Raw genomic sequence first — 23,595 nt, forward strand, 5'->3', positions numbered from 1 at the left:
CCCGCTTGTCAGGGTGGCGGCGCCAGCGAGGTCACCGACTTCACGGTGCCCCGGCCGCCCAAAACGCTCCGAGGACTTCGAGGACGGCCCGTCGCACCACCACGGGGCGGGCGGACCGATGCCGGTCACCCGCAATCATGCTCCCAACCCGGTCTCCGTCGCCTTCGTGGAAGCCTGCGAGCAGTACGGGATCCCGCACAACGACGACTGCGACGGCGAGGAGATCCTCGGCGTGAACCTCCCGCACCTCAACATCCGCGACGGCAGGCGGGTCAGTGCCTGGACCGCCTTCGTGCAGCCCGTGCTCGGCAGTCCACTGCTGACCGTTGACCGTCGGCGAGCGCTGCGCCGACTTCCTCTGGCGGGAACCGCCTGACCACCGCCGCGTCCAGCGAGAGGCCGGCCCCGGCAAGAGGATTGCCGTTCGGGTTGCGTTCAGCCTCGTTCACAGGCGTCCCCACCCCGGCAGCACTGAAGTCGATCAGCGCCGCACGCCCGGACGGCGCCCCGACCCCAACTACTGGCCGGTCACGGCGGCTGCGATGAGTTTGCCCGGCCCTGGCAGTCTCACCGTTGTCGACAACGCAGGAGGAACACGTGGCTCAGCTGCTGAGGGTCCAGAACTTCAACGTCTCACGCGACGGATTCGGTGCCGGTGAGCACCAGAGCCTCGAGAGTCCGTTCGGCCACGCCGATCCCGAGAGGCTGTTCGCCTGGGCCGGCGCCACGGCGAGCTGGCCCATGCGCACCGACCCCGGGGGGAGCCGCGGACTCGACGACTACTTCACACGAGATTTCGCACGCAACATCGGCGCCGAGATCATGGGCCGCAACAAGTTCGGGCCCCAGCGCGGGCCCTGGCACGACCATGACTGGCGCGGCTGGTGGGGTGCCGAACCCCCGTTTCACACCCCGGTGTTCGTCATGACCCACCACAAGCGTCCTTCGTTCACGCTCTCCGACACCACGTTCCACTTCGTCGACGGCGACCCGGCCACGGTCCTCGAACGGGCCCGGGAGGCGGCGCAGGGCAAGGACGTCCGACTCGGCGGTGGGGTGACCACCATCCGACAGTTCCTTGACGCCGGCCTCGTCGACACCCTGCATGTGGCGGTCTCGCAGGTGCGGCTCGGATCCGGGGTACGACTCTGGGAGTCACCCGATGAACTGCTTGACCGGTTCCACCTCGAGGTCGTGCCCAGCCCGAGCGGCGTGACGCACCACCTGTTCTGGCGAAGGTGACACGAGGGCCCACTCGGGAATGTCAGCGTGGTGGATGTCTTCCGTGCGGCGGAAGCGGAAAGGGCGCCATCCTGCGGGGCGCCGTGGTCAACGGCCCCAACGCCGCATCGAAGCTGGAGGAGTTGAACGGCTTCCCGACCATGAAGAAGTGCACGGCCGCTCCCCCGGCAGGAGCCTGGGCCGACTTCGACGGCAAGGGCGCGCGGTACGTGGACGACGTGGGCGCCTGGCAGACCGTGGAGCCCTCGCTGGACTTCACCACGACGGCACTGCTGGCCTTCGCCCTGACCGCACAGGCCGACGGCCGGTAGCCGGTAGCCGATCCTCTGAACCTCCTCAAGTCACTGGGCAGGAATGGAAGATGAAGGTCACGCTGATCCACATGACTGGAATCGCGGGACTGAGCAAAAAGAACAACTTCGTGCTGGCCATCCGGGACGCGGACGTGGTCGCCGCGGCCCTGCGTCAGGCGCTGGCCGAGGCCTCACCGGAGGAGCGCCCGGGCCTGGAACGCGCTGCCGCTCTCGTCGAGTCCACCGCCGCCGCCACCGAAACCCAGCTGCGCGCCCGCTGGGTCCGCTCCCGGCTGGCCGCCGTCGGTTTCACGGGGGACATCGCCTCGGTCGCGGCGGTGAAGTCGCTGCGCCAGGCGGAACCGAAACTGAGCCTGCTGGCGGCGGTGCAACTGCAGAAGGCGGCCGTGGCCCATCCGGAGTGATCCGGCAGCCCCCGAACACGCGGGGAGGCGGAGGCTGCCGGAGGCGTTGCGCCGCTCAGGATGTGAGGTAGCAGGTCTTGCTCACGCCGGGCAGCGGATCGGTGCCGAACGCCGCCGTCGTGCAGCCGGTGCCGCCGGTGAACGCCTTGTAGAGGAAGCGGCCCCGGGCGCCGTAGGCGATGGTCTGCTGTCCGCTGAAGGCGCACGTGCCGCCTTCGGCGGCGCAGGAGGTGGCGTAGCCTGCCGGGCCGCCGGTGGCGGTGTAGCAGGCTTTCGACTCGCCGGGGATCGGGTCGCCGAACGTGGCGTCGGTGCACGGGGTGTCGCCGGTGGCCGTGAGCGTGGTGAACGCTCCGAAGGCGCCGTACATCACCGGCTGTCCCGCGGCGGCCGAGCAGGTGCCGTTCTGGGACGCGCACTTGGTCCAACCGCCGGCCGGCGCTCCGTCGGGTGGCAGGTAGCAGGACTTGGCGACGCCGTCGATGGGATCGCCGAAGTGGGCGTTGGTGCAGGCGACGGAGCCGTTGGTGACCTGGTGGGCGAAGTTGCCGTTGGCGCCGTAGGCGACGTCACGGTTGTAGCCGGGGACGGCGCAGGTGCCGCCCTCCGCCGCGCAGGAGGTGTATCCGGGCGGGCCGCCCGCGTCGGCGACGTAGCAGGACTTGACGAGGTTCGGCGCGGGGTCGCCTTCGAAGGAGGCGTTGGTGCAGGCGGTGCTACTGGTCGCTGTCTTGTACGTGTACGTCCCGGCCCCGTAGGCCACCGCACGCGTGCCGCTGAAGGAGCACGTACCGCCCTCGCCCGCGCACCGGGTGAAACCCGCCCGCAGCGCACCGGTTCCGGGATCGGCGGGTGCCGACGGATTGCCCAGTCCGCTGGCGGTCACGGTGTAACTGCCGGGGGCGACGCCGGTGAGGTAGACGTAGGTGTCGTCCTGGCTCGCGCCGGTGATGCCGGAGGTGGGCGTGAAGCTTCCGTTGCTCCATACGACGGTGCCGTTCACGGACACCGAGATGTTGCCGCCGCCGAACTTCGGGACGCCGATGCGGCCGGTGGTGCCGGACGGGCTGGTGAGGTGCGCCGAGTAGGTGCCGGCGGCGGGGTCGCGGGACCAGGACGCGTTGATGGCACCCTGGGGCATGGTGATGCGGCCCTCGGCGCTGGTCAGGTCGCCGGGGTGCGGGACGAAGCGGTAAGTGCCGGTCGCCGACTCCGGTGCGGTGCCGAGCACGTCGAAGGTGAGCGTCGAGGTGGGCGCGCTGGACCAGCCGTGGGCCAGACTCATGAACGAACCGCCGTAGGCGAGGCCGCCGTCGGCCTTGATGCCCTCCCAGAAGGTGCTCTTGGTGCCGATGTCGCTGGTCAGCATGTGGCCCCAGGTGCGGCGGATCTGATCCAGGGCGGTGTAGTCGTCATTCGCGGTGAAGCGGGCGTTCAGCTCCACGCCGCCCACGAAGGGCGACACGTTGCCGCCCCACTCGGGGGTGGTGGGCCCATACGCGCCCCAGCGGGTGCCGAGCTGGGTGATGATGCTCCGCGACTTCGCCGTGGAGTCGGTGAGCCCGTACCAGACGGCGAGCGAGTTGCCGTCCTGCGGATACAGGCCGCTGGTCGGGTTGTCCTTGTACATGCCCTTCGAAGCGTCCCACAGGTGGGAGTTGGCGGCGGTCTTGATGGCGGCCGCCTTGCCGGTCCAGCTCGCGGCGAGTGCGCTGTCGCCCTCGACCGTGGCCAGGGCGGCGCCGCCCTTGAGCGCGGCGTACAGCAGCGCGTTGGCGGAGATGTTCTCGCCGCCCTGGCCGACCCGGGCCCAGTCCTGGGTGCGGGTCACATTGAGCAGGTTGTTGCCGTCGATCTTGTTGGTGATGAAGGCCATCCCGCGCTTGTAGTCGGCCCATTCGGAGTCCAGCCATGTCCGGTCGGCCGAGTAGGTGTAGTACGTGGACGTGCCCAGCAGCGTCCAGGTGTGGTAGGTGTCCGAGCCGGTGAGGTTGAACGGCGGGCCCGACCAGGGGATTTCGCCCTCCGCCGACTGTGCGTCGTACATCGTGGTGAGCGCGTTGCGGGTCGAGGTGAGGTCGCCCGAGTACGCGTACTGCGTGGGTACGGCGATGCCCATGTCGCCGGGCCACACCGTACGGTCGCGCTTGGCCCCGTCGACCAGGACCGAGTCACCGACACCGACGGTGGCACTGTTGTCCCACGCCGAGGCCGGCGGGGGCCAGGCGCGGCCCTGGCCGGAGGCGATCGTGTTGAGCTGCACGGTGTAGGCCCCGGCGTACCAGATGCTGTTGAGCAGGTCGTCGCTGGAGGAGAAGTAGTTGGCGTAGTCGGCCGGGTTGGCTTTCCCGGGAGCCGCGGTGAAGTTGAGGCTGACGCCTGTGAGGTCCACCCAGCCCGAGGTGTCGAGGAAGACGGTCAGGTAGCGGAAGCCGCCGCGCAGTTGCGCCGTGGGCATCGTGTAGGTGCCGTTGGCGGAGGCTGTGGCGTAGAGGGCCCCGTCCTCGCCGTCGCGGCCGCTGCTGCGGTCGCTGTTGTTGCCCACGTACAGCGACGACTCGCTGAAGGCAAGGCCGACCCGTTGGCCGCTGTCGCTGGCACTGCCGAAAGACAACGTTGCCAGACCGCCGACCTCCTTGCCGAAGTCGAGAGTGACGGCCGACTGGGAGCCGGAGATCCGTGTCGCCTGCCCGCTGAGGACGTTCTGCGGGTTCGCGACGCTGCCGGATGTGCGGTAGACGGCGGTCGGCTTCAGGGTGCGTGAGGTCGGCGAGTAGTTCAGGGCGTCAAGGGCCGCCTTGTGGACGCCCGTTGCGGTCGTCGCGAACGGCGCGGCGCCGGCGTACGGCGCGGGTCCCGCGGACAGGACGGTGGCCGCGATCACGGCGAGGCCGAGCAAGTGGTGTCGACCTGGCGATCTGCTCAGCGGGGGACGACGACGCATGGAAACCTCCCGGATCGGGTGCGCGAATACAGAAAACGCAATTTCTGAAACGATTCAAAACTGTGGCCTACGAAGCCCAGCGACCGATTGGACAGCTGGATGCACGAGGAGCCTCGCCGAAGTTCCACCGATGATGGGCGCCCGAAAACAGGGTGTCAACCCGTCACGGCCACCCCGAATCACCCCTGAAAGGACTCCCGTTGAGGGCATTGACAGGACCTCGCCAAGCCGGTTCACTGCCTCCGAGAAAGGTATGGACCAGTGCTCGATTCCCGCCCGGCTCGGTGAGAGCCGTCGGCCCCAGCCACGCCCGCCAACCGGCGTCCCCCATCGTGAAATCGAGGCGAGTTCCGGTGCCCTTACGAATCTCCGACATCGTTGTCAGATCACGGCTTCTCAGCTTCCTGCTGACGGCCGCCCTCGCGTTCGCGGCACTGCTCCCGGCCGCGACACCCGCAGCCGCCGCCACCCAGGTGTGCGTACTGGCCTGTGACACGCTGGATCCCTCACAGGCACGACAGGAAACGTTTCCAGTACCGAACAAGGACCTCAACGGCCGTCGCCTCGAACTGCACGTGTCCGACGCGGACGACATGGCCTGGGCCAGCATCGACAGCGGCGTGACCGGCGACTCGGTGTGGCTGGACCGCTCCTGGGACGGCGGCACCACCTGGGAGGGACTGCTCGGCAAGGCGAGCATCCCGAGCACCTGGACCGGCACCAGGACGCTGATGTACAACATCACCGATCCCCGCAACCACCGACGCGGGCTCGTGCGGGCCTGCGGCGACGCCGCAGGCGTCGGCTGCACGAACTGGGTCTACCCCACCGTCTGCGACACCCTCTGCGACAGTACCGGCGCCGGCCAGGCGGCCGGCGACGACCAGCCGGTGCCGTCCACCACCCTCTACGGCCGCACGATCCGGCTGCACGTCGACCAGAAGAACTCCATGGCCTGGGCGAGCATCGACACCGGCGGCGCCGGCGACGAGATCTGGCTCGACCGCTCCTGGGACGGCGGCTCGACCTGGCCGGACGGCTCCTCCCTCGGCCGCACCAGCACCCCGTCCGGGGCCACCGGCACCCGTACCGCCATGTACGCCACCCGAGACCCGCGCGGCCTCCTCTACGGCGGCGCGGTCCGCGCCTGCGGCCGGGAGGCGAGCCACAACGAGGGCAGCTGCACCACGTGGTTCAGGCCCGTGCCGACCAGGGCGCGCGCGGCGGCGGACGCGCTGATGACGTCGTACGACCCCTACAACGGCTGGTGGCCCAGCAGTTGGTGGAACTCGGCCGCCACCCTCACCTCCCTCATCGACTTCGCGAAGACCACCGGCACGCACGACTACGACTGGGTCATCGCGCGCACCTTCGACCGGAACAAGGGCACCTTCGCCGCCGGCGTGCGCAGTTCGGACGCGCTCGAGGGCGACTTCATCAGCCGTTCCATCGACGACTCGGGCTGGTGGGCCATCGCCTGGCTGGACGCGTACGACTACACCGGCGACTCCCGCTACCTCGACGAGGCCGTCACCATCGCCAACTACGTCCAGCAGTACTGGGATCCCAGCACCTGCGGCGGTGGCGTGTGGTGGGACCGTGAGCGCACCTACAAGAACGCGGTGACGAACGGGCAGTACCTGTGGCTGACCACGGCGCTGCACCAGCGCATCCCGGGCGACACCGTGTGGCTCCAGCGGGCGAAGACCTCCGCCGCCTGGTACAAGGCCAGCGGGATGATCAACTCCTTGGGGCTGGTGAACGACGGGCTCTCCTCCGCCTGCGCCAACAACGGCTCCACCGTGTGGAGTTACAACCAGGGGCTGGCCATCGGCGGCTTCACCGAGCTGTGGAGGACGACCGGGGACAGTTCGCTGCTGGCCACCGCGCGAACCCTGGCCGACGCCGCCGTCAGCAACCCGACGCTGACCACCGGCGGCGTGCTCACCGAGTCCTGCGACGTCGGCTCGGCGTCCTGCGACGACAACCAGAAGCAGTTCAAGGGCATCTTCATGCGGAACTTCGCCGACCTCGCGAAGGCCACCGGCTCCAGTACCTACCGGAGTTACGTCCAGAAGCAGGCGGACACCCTGTGGGCGCAGGACCGCACCTCCGTCAACGCCCTCGGTGAACGCTGGGCCGGCACCAGCCCCAACCAGACCGACTGGCGTACCCAGGCCAGCGCCCTCGGAGCGCTCACGGCCGCCGCGGGCTGACGACCGGGCCGCGGCTGTCGCCCAGGCGGCCGCCCGCGTGCACAGCTGTTCAGGCAGGCGGCCACCTAGGTGGCCGCCTGCCTGAGCTGAAGCTCCGGAGCTGTCGGGTCAGGCCGCGAAGGTGAACCAGTGGACGTTGACGAAGTCGGCGGGCTGCCCGCTGGCGAAGGTCAGATAGACCGTGTGCACGCCGGTCACCCTGCTGATGTTCGCGGGGATCGTCACCCAGCTCTGCCAGCCGCCCGTGCTGCCCAGGGAGAAGCTGCCGACCGGGGTGGCCGTGGGGCTGTCCAGCGCGACCTGCACCAGCCCGCTAACCCCATTGGCGGCCCCGGAGGCCACCCGGGCGATGAACTGTGTCGCGCCGCCACTGCCGAAGTCGATGTTCGCGTAGCCGAGCCAGTCCCCGCCGGCGATGTATCCCACGTCGTAGCCGCCGCCGGTGTCGCTGGTGGTCTCGGTGGTGGTGCCGGACTGGCCGGTGTACGAGGACGCCTGGATGGTGGAGAAGGCGCTGGTCCCACCGGAGGGCGGGGTGGTTCCTCCGCCGCCGTGGACGGCGCTCAACGTGACGGTCAGCAGAGTGGGGTCGCCGGCGGTGACGAAGCCGGACTGGTCGGTGCCCCCGTTCGGGGTGACGTCGTCGTAGGGGAAGGCGTAGCCGCGTCCGTCGGTGGAGGTGGCGTGCACCAGGCGTGCGTAGTGGTTGGTGGGTGAAGTCGTGTAGTAGGTGGCGGGGTTCTCCCCGTCCGGCTGGTTGGCGTCGGACAGCAGGGTGCTGCGGTTGAGGGCCGCGCTGATACGGGCGGTGAGGGCGCCCATGATGGCCGAAGACACGTTGAAGGGGCCCGAGTTGCAGCTGAAGATGTCGGGGGCCGACGGCTTCGCGAAGGACCCTGCCCCCGGGAAGGTGAGCAGGCCGCCGGACACGGTTCCGGTGAGGGTGCCCCAGGACGCCTGGGTGTCGACGGTCAGCGGGGTGGACGCGTACTTGGCCCACACCTGGTCGACGTAGGAGGAGTAATACCCGGAGAACAGCGAGGAGTTGCGCACGATGCCGGCGGTGGGACTCAGGGCCCGCAGGTTCTGGCCGCCGGAGGTGACGATCAGCTGGTCCCAGCCCTGGCCGTCGGCGGCGTGTTGCGCGGTCAGCCCGGCGCAGATGGAGTCGAGTCCGCCGGCGGCCAGGCCCGGCACGCTCTGTGTTCCGCCCGAGCCGGTGGTGAGCTTGAGCGCGATGGGCATGGCGGCGAAGTCGACGGCGCTGACGTTGGCGTACAGGACCGAGCTGTTGAAGGTGAACTCGCAGAAATCCCACTGGATGTCGATGTTCGGGTCGGACGAGTTGGTCACCGACGGCTCGACGAGCGCCGGGCCGGGGTTGAGCAGGAACGTCAGCTTCCTGTCGACGGAGAACCACAGCCGGCCGCCGGCTATGCGCGGGATGGTGATCCGCTTGGGGCCGGCGCCCGAGGCGTTCAGCGGGATGGCACAGTCCACCGCGAGCGGGGTGCCGGTCGAGGACGGGGACGAGGGGTAGTAGGGGGTCTGGCCGTCGGCCCGCAGCAGGTACCAGGCGTTGCCGTTGTCGATCGCCAGGCCGGTGACGTACGCGTAGACCGTGTTGGAGCCGGTGTTGTTCTGCAGGTCGATGCTGAGGGTCGACGCGGTGGCGGAGGCACGGCCGGCCACGCCGGTGAGGATCGCGGGGGTGGCCAGTGCGGCCGTGGAGGCTCTGAGAAGACTTCTGCGGGACAGCATGGTGTCGGATCTCCTAGGCCGGGGGAGGGCGGCGGCGGTCGGCGATGACCGGTCAGTTCGCCGCGTTCATCAGGTCGAGTGCGCTCTGCTGGCGGGCGGCGTCCGTCGAGTCGATCGGCCCTGCCCAGTGCAGTCCGTACGCGTCGAGGGCGTTGCGGTCGTTGGCGTAGGCGGAGTTCGCCTGCCGTGTGATGTACGAGGTGTAGGGGCGGTCGGACAGTTGGGCGTTGAAGACGCTCAGCCCGCGGACGTAGGCGCCCTTGAAGGAGGGCCCGTCGCCCCCGCAGCCGTTCGTCTCGCACGGCTCGCGCAGGATTCCGCCGGAGTTCAGCGATGTGGAAGTGGTCGAGGCGTCACCGATCTGGCGGCCGGTGGTCAGCAGGGCCGAGTCCCCCGTCGCGCGGTACAGCTCGGCCAGTCCGCCGAGGAGCACACCCTGGTTGTACGACCATGCCGTGGACCCGTTGTTGCCGCAGGTCGACAGGTCGATGCCGTCGTTGACCAGATGGGAGCCGTTGATCATGCCGGTGCCCTTGAACCACGACCACTCCGCGTTCGCCCGGCCGAGATAGACCGTGTCGCCGGAGATCCGGTTGTGCAGCGCCGCGTTCAGCTCCAGGTAGAGGGAATTGGCGATCGCGTTCTTGTACGTCTTCGCCGTGCTCCACCACACCCCGCCGCCGCACGTCGAGTCCCAGTACCGCGCCATGTAGTCCGCGTCGGCGCGGGCGGTGTTCAGATAGCGGCTGTCTCCGGTCAGGTCGTACGCGGCGACCCAGGCGAGCCCCCACCACCCCGTGTCGTCGATGTAGTCGTTGCGGAACTGGCCGCCCTGGGCGCTCAGTTGGCGGTCGTAGGTGTTGGCGACGGCGTACTTGTAGCTGGGCATTCCGGTGACGCGGATGTTGTCGATGATCGCGGTCAGGGCGTTGGCGGAGTTCCACCAGCCGGTGGTGTCGAACAGGCCGGTGGAGTTGTTGTACGACTGCATCAGCGCGGTGGCCGCCGCGGTGGGCCGGCTGTACGCGTTCCAGGTGGTACGGGCCCATGCCGTGCAGGCGATCTCGGCCCGGTCCCCCGCCTTGCCGCAGGCGCGCAGCGCTCCGACGCCGTTGTTGTTCCAGTCGTCGACGTTGTACATCAGGGTGCGCCAACCCCTTTGCCCCGAAGGGATGGTGGTGTCGCCGAGCTTGCTGCCCGAGCTCCAGGTCCGGCCGCCGTCGAAGGAGCGGTCGAGCCAGACCTCGTCCCCCGGACTGCCGTTGGTGATCGAGGCCCAGCCCATCGCGTCGGTGTCGTCGAAGTGCAGGGTGAGGGTGCGGGCGTAGATGGTGGCGGTGACAGGCTGCCGGTCCCCCGGGGACAGGGCCGGGTCGCGGGTGTCGCAGTACTTGTTGCAGATCGTCGCCTCGGGGGCGGCGGTCGCGACGCCGGTGGTGACCGGGATCAGGAGGGCCAGGGCCGCGATCAGGCCGGTGCCGATTCTCCGGATGCGTCTTGCCGTTGAGTTCATGCCGGCTCCATGGACGTGGGGAGGTGAGGGCCGTCAGCCCAGACGCCACTGCTGGTTGGCGCCGCCGTTGCAGGTCCACAGCTCGACCTGAGTGCCGTTGACGTTCCCGGCGGGCTTGTCGCCTCCGGTGACATCGAGGCAGAGCCCGGACTGGGTGCCGGTGATGGTGCCGTTCCCGTTGAAGCGCCACTGTTGATTCGCGCCGCCGTTGCAGGTCCAGAGCTGCACCTTCGTGCCGGAGGTGGTCCCGCCGCCGACGGCGTCCAGGCACTGGGTACCGCCGTAGAGCCGGAGTTCACCGGCGGCGGTGAGGGTCACGGCCTGGTTGGAGCCGCCGCCGCAGTCCCAGATCTCGATCTTGGTGCCGGGGGTGGTCTGGGCGTCGTACGCGTCGAGGCACCGGTTGGACGAGGCGCCGATCAGCGGATGCGTGGTCCCGATACTGGTGCCGCTCCCGACGGACACCCGGTACATGACCGAGCCGTGCCCCGGGACGTTGGCCGCGATGCTGCCGCTCGTACTGCTGATCACATGCGACCAGAGGTTGTTCACCCGGTACGAGGACGCCGCCGGGAGGCCCACCGCGGAGGCCGAGGTGGTGATCGTGGCCGCGCTCGCGTTCTCGTTGAACAGGACCACCGACACGTCACCGTTCGCGAGGGGTTTGGTCAGCACGTGCAGACCGCCCGACGAGGAGATCTCGGTGCCCTGCTTGCCCAGGGAGTCCTGGTCGATGGCGATGACGTCCTTGTTGCCGTAGAGCGAGAGGGTGGCCGCCGAGGCGCTGCGCATGTCGTTCCCGGCGATCAGCGGCGCGGCCATCTCGGCCCACAGGCTGAAGTGGGAACGGTCCTCGGTGAACGACATGCCGTTGCCGACTTCGAGCATGTCGGGGTCGTTCCAGGCGCCGGGCTTGGCGTACGCGGCGAGCTTCACGTTGGACTTGTAGATCGACACCACTGTGGAGAAGTTGACGTTGATGTCGCCGGTGGTGCGCCAGCTGTTGCCGACCCCCGCGCCCCAGGTCCACACGTCGGCCAGGCCCCAGTTGCAGAGGCTGTAGACGATGGGACGCCCGGTGTTCGCGAGGGCGTCGCGCATGGCGGTGTACCGCTGCTGGTCGGGCACGTTCTGGTGGTTGCAGTTGTCGTACTTCAGGTAGTCCACGCCCCAGGAGGCGAAGCTGTCGGCATCCGTCTGCTCGTGGCCGAGGCTGCCGGGGAAGCCCTGGCAGGTGGCGGTGCCGGCGCTCTCGTAGATGCCGAGCTTGAGACCCTTGGAGTGGATGTAGGCGGCGGTGCCGCTGATGCCGTCGGGGAACTTCGCGGGGTCGGGGACGAGTTGGCCGGCGGAGTTCCGGGCCGAGGCCATCCAGCAGTCGTCGATGTTGACGTACTGGTACCCCGCGTCCTTCAGACCGGAGGAGACGAGATAGTCGGCGGTCTGCTTGACCAGCGTCTCGCTGACGTTGCAGCCGAAGGCGTTCCAGTCGTTCCAGCCCATCGGGGGTGTCCGGGCCAGGCCGTTGTCGAGAGCGTGGGCGCGCGGGGCCGCGCTCATGAGGAGCAGGGGCGGGGCGAGAACGAGGAGCAGCACCATGGTGAGCACTTCGCTCAGGGGTCTCAGCCGGAACAAGGGGACGGTCATGTCTGTGTCTCCTGCTTCGCTGTGGGGGGGGCCGGACAGACCCGGCCATCCGGAGCTATGGAAACGTAACCATGGTGAAGGTCCCACCACCCCGATCGGACGTCAATGGTCCGTACCAGAACGGCCGTTGAGGGCAACCGCAGAGAACTACTGGGGTTGCTCGGGTCGTTGACGTCTCTGAAAGGCAGTGGCAACGTTTCCATTCGCCGTACTCAACGTCCTCCTCCGCAAGGCGACCCGCGACAGCAGGTATCTGCGCCAGGCCGAGCGGATCGCCGAGGCGCTACCCGGGAGCCACCTCCCCCGTGCCGCGGGCGATCAACCGCGACGGCAGCACGGTCCTGCGGAAGGGGGCGTCCGCACCGTCGATGCGGTCGATCAGCAGATGGGCGGCGCGGCGGCCGAGCTCCTCGATGTCCGAGGTCACCACCGTGACCGGGGTGGGGAGCATGTCGGCGAGCTTGAAGTCGTCGAAGCCCACGACGGCGATACGGGCGTGCAGTTGCCGGCTCGCCCGCAGGACGCCCTCGGTGAGGAAGCCCGTCGTCGAGAAGATCGCCGTCGGCGGGTGCGGAGAGGTGAGCAGGGCGTGGGTGGCGGCGGCGGCCTCCTCCATGGTGCCGCGCCGCAGGGTGACCACCAGTGCTTCGTCGGCGTCGATGCCGCTCTGCCGCAGGGCCTTGCGGTATCCGCGCAGTCGGCGGCCGGTGGTGTAGTACGAGGGGGCGACGAGGATCGCGATCCGGCGGTGGCCGTGGTCGATGAGGTGCTGTGTCGCCGTGCGTCCCCCGCCCTCGTTGTCGACGAGGACGACATCGGCCTCGGCTCCGGTGGCGGGCCGGTCCACGAACACGATGGGCACCTGGTCGTGGCCGTTGACCTCCTGCAGAAAGGCGTGATCGCCCTGGTCGGGCACGATGATGAGCCCGGCCACTCGTCGCCCGATCAGCTCGCCCACGGCACGGCGTTCGACCTCCGGGTCCTCGTCGGCGGTGCTGAGGAGAACGGCGTAACCGGCGTGGGCCGCCACCTCCACGGCCGCCTTCGCCAGGGACGCGTAGAACGGGTTGGTCAGGTCGCCGAGCAGCAGGCCGATGGTCATCGACGTCTGCCCGGGGCGCAGGGAACGCGCGATCTCGTTGCGCTGGTACCCGATCTCGCTGATCGCCGCGTTCACACGGTCGGCCGTCTCCTCACGGACGGTCCCGACGCCGTTGACGACGCGGGAGACGGTGACAAGGGCGACGCCGGCCCGCTCTGCGACATCGCGCATCGTCGGCCTGGTGCTCTGGCGCTGCGGGAGACGACTGCTCACGTGGTGTGGAGACCAACTTTCGTCACGTGTGCGGCCGCCTGAGAGGGTGCCGCGCGGGCCTGACGGGGCGAACGCCGTCAGGATACGTTTCCGGTCGCGTCGTACGCCCCGGCCGGCGGGCAGCTTGCCCGCCGACCGCGAGCGGAGGCGAACCGGAGCCGGAGACCTGACTATTCGACCATCCGCCGCCTTGCCGAAGCCACAAACGCGTGACCGGGTGACAGCCCGGCTGTCCTGCCTGCCGTCTTGCCCACGGTGACCTCGGTGTCCGCCCAGACTGCGACCTGGTGCGAAAGGGCTCAGCCGTCTGAGCCCGGCGGAATATGCTCCGCGCGCAGGTTGACCAGCGGGCGCCGGTAGGAGGGGTCGTCCTTGCCGCGCACCGGTGCGCCGTTGCCATGGACGTCCGGCACGTCGGCGAACGGCAGCGGCATGGTCGGAACCAGGCCCGACCACTCGATCACGTTCGTGCGCAGGACCATCCGCCATGCGCCGTCGCGGCGCTCCAGCCGGTCGATGTAGCGCCCACCGGCAATCCAGTTGGATTCATCGCGGTTGCGGCCGACGAAGACGTAATACGTCTCCGTGTGCGCGGTGTCGCCGACGATCTCGCAGGTGTGGTTCAGCAGGTTGTGATGCGTCGCCACCTGACCCTGCTCATGCATGGCCGAGGCCCAGTCGTAGAGCGCCTTCGGGCCGCCGACGAAGACACCCGCCGCGATGGTGGCATCCGGGTGGAAGGCCGACAGGAACAGGTCCCGGTCGAAGCGGTCCATCCCGCGGCTGAACCGGCCGAGGCAGTCGAGGATGTCATGCCGGTCGAGCAGGCTTTCCATGCGGGCCATGCGTTCAGCGTCCATGACGTGCCTCCGCGATCGGGTGCCAGATGGGCGAACCCCGCTCGGCCCGCAGCGAGGGAATGACTTTGCCGTCGATGTCGGTGATGCCGTAGTCCTGCGCCACTTCGGCGGTGATGAAGGTGCCGCCCGACCGCCTCATGACCGCTGGGTCGGCGGCGAGCGCCGCGATCACCCGTCCCGGATGTTCCGGAGTGCAGCCGATCACAGGATTCGTGACCGTCAACTTCTTCATCGCGGGGTTGTGTTCAAGATTGCGGTGGGCCCGTTCGGTGAAGGTGAGGCCCTGCCACAACGACAGCGAGGCGACGTTGTGCGGCTGCAGCTCGATCGCCATGTCGTGGGCCATCCGGTCGACCGCGGACTTGCAGGTGCCGAAGACGACGCCGTAGGTGTACGTCACACCGACGTATCCGGAGATGGCGACGATCAGGCCCGACTTCTGCGGCGCCATGATCTGGGCCGCATGCCAGGCCGCGACGAAGTTGGAACGCACACCCACGTCCACCATGTCCCAGTTGGTCAGCGGCTTTTCCCAGAACGGTCGCGGCTCGGTGAGATCCTCGGGCAGAGCGAAGGCATTGTTGACGAGGATGTCGAGCCGGCCCTGCTCCCGCCCGACCTGTGCGAAAAGCGCCGCGACCTGATCGTCCTCGGCGTGGTCGACCTGGACGGCAATGCCCTTGCCGCCCCTGCGGTCGACTTCCGCGGCAGTTTCACCCACCGTGCCGGGCAGGGGACAGGAACCCGGCGTGACCGTGCGCCCAGTGACGTAGACGGTGGCCCCTTCCGCCCCGAGCGCCAGCGCGACCCCCTTGCCTATTCCACGGCTGGCGCCCGTCACCACGGCGACCTTGCCTGTCAGCAAACCCATTCTGTCGTCCTCGTCTTGCGCATCGTCAGGGAACGGAGACCTGCCGGGTGACGGGGCGGTCACTTGCCGAAGAAGGTCGCGCTGTAATCGCCGACTGCCCGGCCGGCATAGTGCCCGGCGCTGAAAGGCGCACCCATCAGACCGTTTGACCAGTCGGCCGACCGGCCGAAATCCTGGAACCAGTCGTAGAGCATCGTTCGTTCCGCGATGCGCCAGTCGCCGCCGCGCTCTTCCATCCGGTCGAGATAGCGACCGCCGATGGTGACATCGCGCTCTTCGTCACCCATGACGATCCGGTGGTAGGACATGACGTGGGTTTCCACGAGCGCCGCAGTGCCCTGCGAGTTGATCACGCTCTGCCCGAGGAAATGCTGAGTCACCGGCACTGCGGATGATCCCGGCACCACCCAGGCCAGATACTCGTCGAAATCCCCCTGGAACACACCGAAATCAACGGTCGAATCCGGCCAGTAGCCTGCCTTGAGCAGATCGGCGTCGCGGCGGTCTTCACCCCGCGCCACGAGGGCGATGCACGCGCGGATCTTCTCGCGTGCGAGCAGGGTCTTCAGTTCCTCCGGGACGACGTCCATTTCGGTCTCCCTACCCCTGCCTATGAGGTGGCTCGGTCCGGTGCGTAACCGAGAATGCCCTTGGTTTCCAGGTGGTCGTGGAAGCCGAACTCGCCCCGATCCCCGCCCAGACGGCCCCGATCCGCCGGGCGCCGTGGAAGGCCGCGACGAGTCCAGGGGTCGTTGGGCAGGCAGGGCCGCCACGCGGTCGCCGGGGCGCACGCCGCACGCCATCGACGTCAACGCTGCTCACGTCTTCTTGATATCACCACCCTTGCAAATGTTCTATCCTTATAAGGCTTAGACTTATAGTCTCGCCGTCATCGTCCGAGAGGCCGTTCGCGCACCGCGAGCAACACGCTGCAGTTCAACGGCGTCACGACCCAGGCCGCGGGCCCGCACCGCCTGGTCGTGGCCTACGCCAACGGCGGCAACCGGGGTGACGGCGGCAGCGAATCAAGTTCGGCAACAGCTCCGCGTACGCCCCCAACATCGACAGGATCCAGGTCGCTCCGGCCGTCAGCGGCGGGGGCACGTCGTACGTCAAACTGCAGAACCGGACGACCGGGCTGTACCTCGACGGCCTCGGAGCGCGGCCAAAACCTGGGTGTCGCGCGAATGCGCAGCCCGTCGGATGGGCAGTCGTCCTGCTGCATCCGACGGGCTGGCGAGTGGCCGATGCCGGGCATGCTCTCGATCGCCTCGGCGAGTTCGTGCCCGCGAAACCGGCTTTCGACGAGCCTGTCGACCTCGGCGACGCTCTCGTTGAGGGCCATCACCCCCTTGGCCGGCGTGCGCACTCTCGCGGGCGAAGGCCACTGCGCCGAGGACGCGGCACCGGGAGGCGGTCAGCGCCAGGGGCGAAGAGTTCTACCGACCCTGGAGGCCACGAACTCGAGCCGGGATCTACGAAGAAGTGGACGGGCCTGCTCCCCGTCACTCCGCGGCGGCGCGGATCCCGGCGATACGACCCGAACTGATGGCCCAGGACAGCGGAGTGCCGAACCGGTGCTCGTCCAGGCCAATCCAGCCGCCGACGACCGAGCCGGCCCCGAACAGTCCGGGGATGGGGCGGGACTGCGGGTCGAGCACCCGCAGGTTCTGGTCGATGCGCAGCGGCCCGGCGGTGTCGATCATGAGTGGCCGGAACCGCAGTGCGTAGAACGGCGGCTTGCGCAGCGGGACCAGGTGCTCGGGGTCCTTTGCCCACAGCGCGTCACGCCCGGCGTCGCAGTAGCCGTTGTATTCCTGCACGGTCGCGTCCAGCGCCTCCGGGTCGGCACCGATCCAGCGCGCGATCTCCGACCAGTCATCGGCCGAGACGCACCACTCCTTGTTGGCCGGATCGGCCAGAGTGTCACGCAGCGTGGTGCGGTAGCCCCCGGCGATCCAGGTGCCCGGATCTTCCTCGCCGGGACGCGCCTCTCCGGCGAACGGGTCCGGCTGGTCGATGACGTACTGCACCAAGTCGTCGTCGAACAGCGCGAACCCTGCCATGCCGGGCTGGACGATCAGCGCGTTGGTGGTGGCGTTGACCCTGCCGCTCGATTCGTCGAGGAACCGGTCGCCGTGTGCGTTCACCCACAGGCAACGAGGCTCCATGCCCGCGCGGTTCGGCTTGTTCTTCTTGGTCTTGAAGCTGTAGCAGTTCTCCTTGATGAGGAACGAACGGCCGCCTGTGTCGGCCCCGACCGCGCCGGCGAGGGCGATTCCGTCACCGGCCAGTCGCTTGGTGTCGGTCCAGTAGACGTCCTCGTCGTAGACACCGGGGAATTTCTCGTGCAGCAGGTCGACGTTTCCGGTGAAGCCCCCGGTGGCGAGCACGACCCGCGGGGTCTCGATCGTGATCCTGCCGTCCTTGGTGTCGGCCACCACCGCGCTCACCCCGGTCTCCGGCGAGCCGATGATCTCGGCCGCTGCGGCCCTGGTGAGAATCTGGCCGCCGTTGGCGGTGAAGCGCCGGCTGAGCTCCTCCATCACCCGCTGGAAGCTGCCAGGGTGGTTGGACCATCCGCTGGGCTCCACGCCCAGGTCGACTCCCGTCATGGGCCGGTAGCCGATACCGCGGTCCTCCAGCCAGTTCACCGTCTCGTCGGCCTCGTCCACCCACAGCCGGACAAGCCGGGGATCCACGCCGTCGTAATGGTGGTACGCCATCGTGTCCCGGAAGACGGCGTCGGGCGAGTTCCCGAGGCCGGCCTCACGCTGGGACCTGCTCTGCACCGAGAACAGGAACCCGCCGGACATACCGGCGTTGCCGCCCACGAGCGGGCGCTTTTCCAGCACCACGACCCGTTCCAGTCCGTGCTCCTGTGCGGTGATCGCTGCCGGCAGCCCGGCACCACCGGCCCCGATCACCACCAGGTCCGCCTTCAGTTCGCCGCTGAGCTCGCTCACTGGTCCTCACTTCCGTTGTTGATCACGCGCTGCACGCGCGCGGGCTTGTCCGTGTAGCTCGTCGTCCCGTCGAAGCTGTCGTCGGGTCCGATGTCCTCCAACCGCTGGGCGCGGCGTTCCAGGGCCGTATCGCTCATGCGGTCGCTCCCTCAGGTGTGGGGGTGTCGGCGGTGAAGAGGTGGCAGGCGACCGACCGGCCGTCGACGAGGGTGACGGCCGGACGCTGGATCCGGCACGTTGACGTGGCGTGCGGGCAGCGTGGTGCGAAGGGACAGCCTTGCGGTGCGGTTCCTGTCCCCTCACCGCCGGCGACCGGATCGGCCTGCTGCCGGGCTGCCCGCCGTTTGCGTTGGCGGAGCGGGTCGGCCACGGGAGAGCTGGCGATCAACGCCTGGGTGTAGGGGTGCAGCGGCCGGCACAGGACGTCCTGCGTGGTTCCGGTTTCCATGACGCGCCCGCGGTAGAGCACGACCACTCGTTGGGCGATGACTGCGACCACCGCGAGGTTGTGCGCGATGAACAACATCGCTGTCCCCCGCTCGCGGCTGAGGTCGCTCATCAGGTCGAGCATCCGTGCCTGGGTGATCACGTCGAGGGCGCTGGTCGGTTCGTCGCAGATGACAAGCGCCGGATCGGTGGAGATCGCCCTGGCGATGGCGATGCGCTGACGCTGGCCGCCGGAAAACGCGCTCGGGTAGCGGTCGATCGCGTCGGCGGGCAGGCCGACCCGGGTCAGCAGTTCCTCGATCCGCGTTCGGGCGTCCGCGGCACTGAACTTGCCGTGGACTTCGAGGGGTTCACCCAGCGTCCTGCCGATGGTGCGTGCCGGATTGAGCGAGGCGTAGGGGTCCTGGAAGACGACCTGGAGCCCGGTGGGCAGATCCCGCCGTTCGGCGGCCCGCTGGTGGGTGATGTCCTGGCCGCCCAGGTGGATGGTGCCCCGCGCCGCGGCCATCAGGCCGAGAATCGCCCTGCCCACCGTCGACTTGCCCGAGCCCGACTCGCCCACCAGGCCCACGATTTCCCCGTGACCGACCGTGAGGCTCACGTCGTCGACCGCCTTGGTGGGACTGGAGCGCCACCCGCTCCTGTACTCCACACCGAGATCATTGACGTCCAGCAAGGGTGTACTCATCCCCAGCTCCTTTCCTGGCCCGCGTCGACCGGAAGCCGGGGTGTTGCCGCGACCAGCGTGCGGGTGTACTCCTGGGCGGGCGACAGGAGCACCGCCTCCGTGGTGCCCTCCTCGATCAGACGTCCGTCCGACATGACCGCGACCCGGTCGCAGATGTCGGCGACCACACCCAGATCGTGTGTGACCAACAGAAGCGTCAGTGAGGACTCCTCCCGCAGGTGCAGCAGGAGATCGATGATTTCTGCCTGGACGGTGACGTCGAGCGCCGCGGTGGGTTCGTCGGCGACCAGCACATCGGGCTCGCCGCTGAGGGCGAGCGCGATCGCCACCCGCTGTGCGATGCCCCCGGAGAGCTGGTGCGGATAGCGGCCGGCGACCGCTACCGGATCGGGCATGCCGACGCGGGTGAGCAGACTCAGCGCGATCCGCCGAGCCTCCCGCCGACGGACACGCCGATGCAGGCAGATCATCTCGTCCAGTTGCGAGCCGACGGTGAAGGAGGGGTCGAGCGCGGCCATCGGCTCCTGGGCGACAAGGCCGATCCGGGATCCGCGGACCTTGCGCAGTTGCGCCTCGTTCAGGCGGAGCAGGTCCTCGCCGTGGAGCAGCACGCGGCCGGAGGTGACCCGCCCGGGCTGTGGCACCAGCCCGAGGATGGACAGCGCGGTCGTTGTCTTTCCGGATCCGGACTCGCCGACCAGGCCGAACACCTCTCCGCGCTGCAGCTGGAAGCTGACGTCCCGGACCACGGCTCGCTCGCTGCCGTCCTGTCCCGGGTAGCACACGTGAAGCCGATCGACCGTCAGCACCGCGTCCGACGCCGACGCCGGCCCGGGCTGGGCCACCCCGTCCGCGGGCACATCCGGCACCGGCCGTCGCGGGTCAGGCAGTTGCGAGGGACGCCGGTGCCCGCTCACCGCCTCCAGCAGGGCGTTGCCGACGAGATTGAGGGCCAGCACGGTCGCGGTCAGGGCGAAGCCGACCGGCACCATCAGCCACGGGTGCTGATCCAGGTTGTTCGCGGCGTCCAGGGTCATCTGACCCCAGCTCGGGGTCTCCGGTGAAAAGCCGAGGCCGAGGAAGGACAGGGAGGTGAGAAACAGGAACGTGCCGCTGTACTGCACGACCGCCTGGGCGATGAGGGGACCGGTGACGTTGGGCAGGATGTGCCGGGCCAGGATCCGCGGACGTGACAGCCGGGAGACCAGCGCGGCGTCGACGTACGGCAGTTCGCGTGCGGCGGCCGTCGAGGTGCGCACCACTCGGAAGACGGCGCCGCTGGTCAACACACCGAAGGAGATGGCCATCACGGTCAGGTTGTTGTCGGTCACCGCGGCGATGGCCAGCACCACCACCAGACCCGGCAGCGCGAACAGGATGTCGACGACGAAGGTGGAGGCGGTGTCGACCCACCCCGACAGATAGCCCGCGAGCAGCCCGCCGGGTACGGCGAGCAGCAAGGAGACACCCACCGGGATGAGCGCGGTCAGCAGCAGTCCGCCTCCGCCGTGCAGCAGCCGCGAGAAGATGTCGCGACCGAGCTCGTCCGAGCCCAGCCAGTGCCGCGCGCCGGGCCCGCTGAAGCTGTTGGACAGGTCCTGCTCCAGTGGGTCGATGGGCGCGAGCACCGACGCCATCGCGCATGCCGCACTGATCCCGATCAGCCAGATGAGGCTCACCCAGACCGCCGGGCGGGCGAGCGCCCTGCGCAGGGCTGTGATGGACGAGGTCATGAGAACCGGATCCTTGGGTTGAGGGCCGCGGCCACCACATCGGACAGCAGGTTGACGACGACGATGATGAGGCTGAACGCCAGCACCGCGCCCTGCACGATCGGAAGATCATGCTGGCGGATCGCGCTGAGCATCAGCGTGCCCACGCCGGGCAGGTTGAAGATCGCCTCGATCACCATGACCCCGCCGAGCGCGAACACGAATCCGAGGCTGGCCACGGTCACCACCGGGCCGCTGGCGTTGCGCAGCACGTGCCTGCACACGATCCTTCTGCGGGACAGCCCGTTGGCCGCAAGCGTGCGAACGTAGTCGCGTGAGAGCTGCTCGACAACGCCCACGCGCGTCTGGAACGCCACCGGTCCCACCCCCGCCAGCCCCACGGCGACCATCGGCAGGATCAGATGCGACAGCCATTGCCCCGGTGAGACGGTGAAAGCCACGTACCCGGTGGCCGGAAACACCGGAAGCCGGATGGCGAAGACGAACACGAGCAGGCCCGCGAGCCAGAAGCTCGGAACCGCCATGCCGATGCTGGCCCCCCACATGACCGCACGGTCCACCAGGCCGCCCCGCACGGCCGCGACCGTCCCGAGGGTGACGCCGATCAGAAGAGTGAACACCGTGGCGAGCAGGGCGACCGACACCGTGACCGGCACCGCGCTGCCCAGGGAGGCGGCCACCTTCTGATTCGACACCAGCGACACGCCCAGGTCGCCGTGGAACAGGCCGCCGAGCCAGTCGCCGTACTGGACGAGCGCCGGCCGGTCCAGCCCCATCGAGGACCGGAGCCGGGCCACCTCGTCCGCCGTGGCACCCGAACCGAGCAGGAACGACGCCGGGTCCCCAGGAACCAGCTGAACCAGCAGAAACGTCAACGTAGCGACGATCGCCATGATGGGCACCACAGACGCCAGCCGCCGCAAGCACAATCGGAGCATGGTCACTCAGCTCCGACCGGCCGCAGGTGGTACAGCATCGGTGCACCGGCCCTGGCGGGCTCGACCACCTTGACGACTTGCGGGTTGTAGGCGTGCAACTGGCTGCTCAGCGCCGGGATCACGTACCACGCCTGCTCCGCGGCGTACTCGGCCAGCTGTGCATACAACCGCTTCTGCTCGGCTCCACTGGCTGCCACGGCCTTGGCCAGCATGGCATTCACCTTCGGGTTGCTGTTGCCGAGCGGGTTCATCGAGGAACTCTTCGTCATCGTGAAGGTGAAGTCGCTGTAGGGGAGCCCGGTCACCGACAGGAGACCCGTGGCCATCGCCCACTTGCCGGAGTTGACCTGCTGCACGAAGTCGTCACCGTGGTTGCTGAGCTGCACGTCGATGCCGACCTTGCGGAGATAGCCGGCGAGAGCCTGGGCCATCTGGTCCCACTGCGGGTTGTTCAGCACCTTGACCGAGAACCCGTTCGGGTAGCCGGCCTGGCGCAGGAGCCGCTTGGCCTTGGCGACGTCGTAGGTGTAGTAGCTGTCGATGTTCCGGCTGTAGCCGAGGCTGTCCGGTCCGAACGGCGTCGAGGCGTTGGTGACTCCTTGGCCGTCGAGCACGGACTTGAGGAGCGCCTCTCTGTCGACCGCGTAGTTCATGGCCTGCCGGACGCGCGCATCACCCAGCGGCTTGCTGATCTTGCCGGAGGTGTCGAAGATCGTGAAGCCGAAGAAGGCGGATGCGGAGCCCTGGGCGATCTTCCACCCGTTGATTTCCGTTCCCGCCGACACGATCGTGTAGTCGAGCTGGCCGCTGCGCGCCGCGTTGTTGGAGGCGGTGGGATCCGTTATCAACTGCACCACCAGTTTTTCGAAGCGGGACCACTTGGCCGCCGCCCAGTAGTTCTTGTTCTGGGTGAACGCGTAGGTCTTGTTCGTCGTCGTGCCGCTCTTGTCGAGGACGTAGGGGCCGGACCCGACCGGTGTGTCGGCGAGCGTCTTGGGGTTCTTGAGCGCGGTGGGACTCACCATCCAGCCGGCCTGCTGGGAGAACCCGTAGGGCAGGTCGGGCTGGGGAGCCCTCAGGTTGAAGCGCACCTTGCTCTTGGACACCACGTCGACCGACTGGATGTATGAAAGGTAGGGCTGCGCCGCCACGTTCGACGGGGTGACCGACTTGGCGTACTCGATATTGGACTTGACAGCCTCCGCGTCGAAGCTCGCGCCATCGGTGAAGACCACATCGGTACGCAGCTCCATCACCAAGGTCGTGGCGTCGCTGTAATCCCATGAGGTGGCCAGCCACGGGACCACGGTGCCGTCGGCGTCGATATGGGTGAGCGTGTCGTACGTCGCGGCTGCCACGTACTGGCTCAGCTGCGTCTTCCATGGGTCCATCGAGTTTCCGGTCGGAAACGCGGACATCGTGAAGGTCTTCTGTCCGGACTTCGCCGTGCCCGATCCGGCACAGCCGGTGGCGGCCACCAGGACGGATGACCCGATAAGTGACAACGCTGTACGCCTCAACACCCTGAACTCCTCAACGTCGACGCTGACTGAATGAGATATGTGGTGGCCTCGAATTCAACACTCCGTACGACACGGTGAGAACGCATCGGCATCGGCTTCGTGTTGATGGCTGCCATTCCTGGAAACGATGGGGGGAATCCCGGCCTTCTCATTGATGCGCAATTCCGGCTCCGTCCTTCGGTTCCCCCGGGCATCACGTAATGCGATGCCCCT

20 protein-coding genes are annotated in these 23,595 nt (G+C 68.5%); 5 read left to right on the plus strand and 15 right to left on the minus strand.

The window, feature by feature from the left end:
* Positions 1-118: 118 nt before the first annotated feature.
* The 4 genes from OIC96_RS05960 to OIC96_RS05975 all read left to right on the plus strand — a co-directional run bounded on the left by OIC96_RS05960 (position 119) and on the right by OIC96_RS05975 (position 1,960).
* Positions 119-376: a hypothetical protein gene (locus OIC96_RS05960; protein ID WP_330308920.1), complete on the plus strand. Its 258-nt coding sequence runs from the start codon at positions 119-121 to the stop codon at positions 374-376.
* Positions 377-597: 221 nt separating this feature from the next.
* Complete coding sequence (locus tag OIC96_RS05965; RefSeq protein ID WP_330308919.1) at positions 598-1,242, plus strand: dihydrofolate reductase family protein; 645 nt, start codon at positions 598-600, stop codon at positions 1,240-1,242.
* 83 nt (positions 1,243-1,325) lie between these two features.
* Entirely contained in the window at positions 1,326-1,553 is a 228-nt protein-coding gene (locus tag OIC96_RS05970) for a hypothetical protein (protein WP_330308918.1), read from the plus strand.
* Between the two features lie 71 nt (positions 1,554-1,624).
* A complete protein-coding gene (locus tag OIC96_RS05975; protein WP_330308917.1) occupies positions 1,625-1,960 on the plus strand; it encodes a hypothetical protein in 336 nt (111 codons plus the stop codon).
* A 55-nt stretch (positions 1,961-2,015) separates the two neighbouring features.
* On the opposite strand, the gene OIC96_RS05980 is transcribed toward OIC96_RS05975, so the two are convergent.
* Positions 2,016-4,904, minus strand: a complete 2,889-nt coding sequence (locus OIC96_RS05980; RefSeq protein WP_330308916.1) for an alpha-L-rhamnosidase-related protein — start codon at positions 4,902-4,904, stop codon at positions 2,016-2,018.
* Between the two features lie 593 nt (positions 4,905-5,497).
* Here OIC96_RS05980 and OIC96_RS05985 point away from each other — a divergent pair.
* The gene (locus OIC96_RS05985; protein WP_330310370.1) at positions 5,498-7,120 is read left to right on the plus strand and encodes a glycoside hydrolase family 76 protein; all 1,623 of its coding nucleotides are present in this window, start codon (positions 5,498-5,500) and stop codon (positions 7,118-7,120) included.
* A 108-nt stretch (positions 7,121-7,228) separates the two neighbouring features.
* Here the strand turns inward: OIC96_RS05985 and OIC96_RS05990 are convergent, their stop codons facing one another.
* The 14 genes from OIC96_RS05990 to OIC96_RS06055 form a co-directional block, all read right to left on the minus strand.
* Positions 7,229-8,881: a beta-1,3-glucanase family protein gene (locus OIC96_RS05990; RefSeq protein ID WP_330308915.1), complete on the minus strand. Its 1,653-nt coding sequence runs from the start codon at positions 8,879-8,881 to the stop codon at positions 7,229-7,231.
* A gap of 52 nt (positions 8,882-8,933) precedes the next feature.
* On the minus strand, positions 8,934-10,394 hold the full coding sequence (locus OIC96_RS05995) for a glycoside hydrolase family 76 protein (protein ID WP_330308914.1): 1,461 nt from the start codon (positions 10,392-10,394) through the stop codon (positions 8,934-8,936).
* Positions 10,395-10,427: 33 nt separating this feature from the next.
* Positions 10,428-12,041, minus strand: coding sequence for a glycoside hydrolase family 27 protein (locus tag OIC96_RS06000; RefSeq protein ID WP_330308913.1), 1,614 nt, complete (start codon positions 12,039-12,041; stop codon positions 10,428-10,430).
* 283 nt (positions 12,042-12,324) lie between these two features.
* Positions 12,325-13,314 (minus strand): LacI family DNA-binding transcriptional regulator, encoded by a 990-nt coding sequence (locus OIC96_RS06005; RefSeq protein ID WP_330308912.1) that lies wholly within the window; start codon positions 13,312-13,314, stop codon positions 12,325-12,327.
* 341 nt (positions 13,315-13,655) lie between these two features.
* Positions 13,656-14,216, minus strand: coding sequence for a nuclear transport factor 2 family protein (locus OIC96_RS06010; protein WP_330308911.1), 561 nt, complete (start codon positions 14,214-14,216; stop codon positions 13,656-13,658).
* Positions 14,206-15,150 (minus strand): SDR family NAD(P)-dependent oxidoreductase, encoded by a 945-nt coding sequence (locus tag OIC96_RS06015; RefSeq protein ID WP_330308910.1) that lies wholly within the window; start codon positions 15,148-15,150, stop codon positions 14,206-14,208. Before OIC96_RS06015 ends, OIC96_RS06010 begins: the two co-directional genes overlap by 11 nt.
* Entirely contained in the window at positions 15,147-15,677 is a 531-nt protein-coding gene (locus OIC96_RS06020; protein WP_330308909.1) for a nuclear transport factor 2 family protein, read from the minus strand. Before OIC96_RS06020 ends, OIC96_RS06015 begins: the two co-directional genes overlap by 4 nt.
* Positions 15,678-16,072: 395 nt before the next feature.
* Positions 16,073-16,432, minus strand: a complete 360-nt coding sequence (locus OIC96_RS49815) for a hypothetical protein (protein WP_406502200.1) — start codon at positions 16,430-16,432, stop codon at positions 16,073-16,075.
* 160 nt (positions 16,433-16,592) lie between these two features.
* Positions 16,593-18,053: an FAD-dependent oxidoreductase gene (locus OIC96_RS06030; RefSeq protein ID WP_330308908.1), complete on the minus strand. Its 1,461-nt coding sequence runs from the start codon at positions 18,051-18,053 to the stop codon at positions 16,593-16,595.
* Entirely contained in the window at positions 18,050-18,190 is a 141-nt protein-coding gene (locus tag OIC96_RS06035) for a hypothetical protein (protein WP_330308907.1), read from the minus strand. The genes OIC96_RS06030 and OIC96_RS06035 overlap by 4 nt, the downstream gene beginning before the upstream one ends.
* Positions 18,187-19,188 (minus strand): ABC transporter ATP-binding protein, encoded by a 1,002-nt coding sequence (locus tag OIC96_RS06040; protein ID WP_330308906.1) that lies wholly within the window; start codon positions 19,186-19,188, stop codon positions 18,187-18,189. Before OIC96_RS06040 ends, OIC96_RS06035 begins: the two co-directional genes overlap by 4 nt.
* Positions 19,185-20,921 carry a dipeptide/oligopeptide/nickel ABC transporter permease/ATP-binding protein gene (locus tag OIC96_RS06045; protein WP_330308905.1) on the minus strand — a complete coding sequence of 579 codons (1,737 nt, stop codon included), beginning with the start codon at positions 20,919-20,921 and terminating at the stop codon, positions 19,185-19,187. Before OIC96_RS06045 ends, OIC96_RS06040 begins: the two co-directional genes overlap by 4 nt.
* Positions 20,918-21,859: an ABC transporter permease gene (locus OIC96_RS06050; protein WP_330310369.1), complete on the minus strand. Its 942-nt coding sequence runs from the start codon at positions 21,857-21,859 to the stop codon at positions 20,918-20,920. Before OIC96_RS06050 ends, OIC96_RS06045 begins: the two co-directional genes overlap by 4 nt.
* A gap of 2 nt (positions 21,860-21,861) precedes the next feature.
* Complete coding sequence (locus OIC96_RS06055) at positions 21,862-23,250, minus strand: ABC transporter substrate-binding protein (protein ID WP_330308904.1); 1,389 nt, start codon at positions 23,248-23,250, stop codon at positions 21,862-21,864.
* Positions 23,251-23,595 lie beyond the last annotated feature (345 nt).

It is taken from the genome of Streptomyces sp. NBC_00775 (genome assembly GCF_036347135.1).
Classification (GTDB): domain Bacteria; phylum Actinomycetota; class Actinomycetes; order Streptomycetales; family Streptomycetaceae; genus Streptomyces; species Streptomyces lutosisoli.

Bases quoted from the DNA above. Each gene is read 5' to 3' on its own strand.
- OIC96_RS06020 (WP_330308909.1), bottom strand. From the start codon at position 15,677: ATGGACGTCGTCCCGGAGGAACTGAAGACCCTGCTCGCACGCGAGAAG.
- OIC96_RS05960 (WP_330308920.1), top strand. From the start codon at position 119: ATGCCGGTCACCCGCAATCATGCTCCCAACCCGGTCTCCGTCGCCTTC.
- OIC96_RS06045 (WP_330308905.1), bottom strand. From the start codon at position 20,921: ATGACCTCGTCCATCACAGCCCTGCGCAGGGCGCTCGCCCGCCCGGCG.
- OIC96_RS06035 (WP_330308907.1), bottom strand. From the start codon at position 18,190: ATGAGCGATACGGCCCTGGAACGCCGCGCCCAGCGGTTGGAGGACATC.
- OIC96_RS05980 (WP_330308916.1), bottom strand. From the start codon at position 4,904: ATGCGTCGTCGTCCCCCGCTGAGCAGATCGCCAGGTCGACACCACTTG.
- OIC96_RS06000 (WP_330308913.1), bottom strand. From the start codon at position 12,041: ATGACCGTCCCCTTGTTCCGGCTGAGACCCCTGAGCGAAGTGCTCACC.
- OIC96_RS06055 (WP_330308904.1), bottom strand. From the start codon at position 23,250: ATGGACCCATGGAAGACGCAGCTGAGCCAGTACGTGGCAGCCGCGACG.
- OIC96_RS05985 (WP_330310370.1), top strand. From the start codon at position 5,498: ATGGCCTGGGCCAGCATCGACAGCGGCGTGACCGGCGACTCGGTGTGG.
- OIC96_RS49815 (WP_406502200.1), bottom strand. From the start codon at position 16,432: ATGGCCCTCAACGAGAGCGTCGCCGAGGTCGACAGGCTCGTCGAAAGC.
- OIC96_RS05995 (WP_330308914.1), bottom strand. From the start codon at position 10,394: ATGAACTCAACGGCAAGACGCATCCGGAGAATCGGCACCGGCCTGATC.
- OIC96_RS06040 (WP_330308906.1), bottom strand. From the start codon at position 19,188: ATGAGTACACCCTTGCTGGACGTCAATGATCTCGGTGTGGAGTACAGG.
- OIC96_RS06050 (WP_330310369.1), bottom strand. From the start codon at position 21,859: ATGCTCCGATTGTGCTTGCGGCGGCTGGCGTCTGTGGTGCCCATCATG.
- OIC96_RS05990 (WP_330308915.1), bottom strand. From the start codon at position 8,881: ATGCTGTCCCGCAGAAGTCTTCTCAGAGCCTCCACGGCCGCACTGGCC.
- OIC96_RS05975 (WP_330308917.1), top strand. From the start codon at position 1,625: ATGACTGGAATCGCGGGACTGAGCAAAAAGAACAACTTCGTGCTGGCC.
- OIC96_RS06005 (WP_330308912.1), bottom strand. From the start codon at position 13,314: ATGCGCGATGTCGCAGAGCGGGCCGGCGTCGCCCTTGTCACCGTCTCC.
- OIC96_RS06010 (WP_330308911.1), bottom strand. From the start codon at position 14,216: ATGGACGCTGAACGCATGGCCCGCATGGAAAGCCTGCTCGACCGGCAT.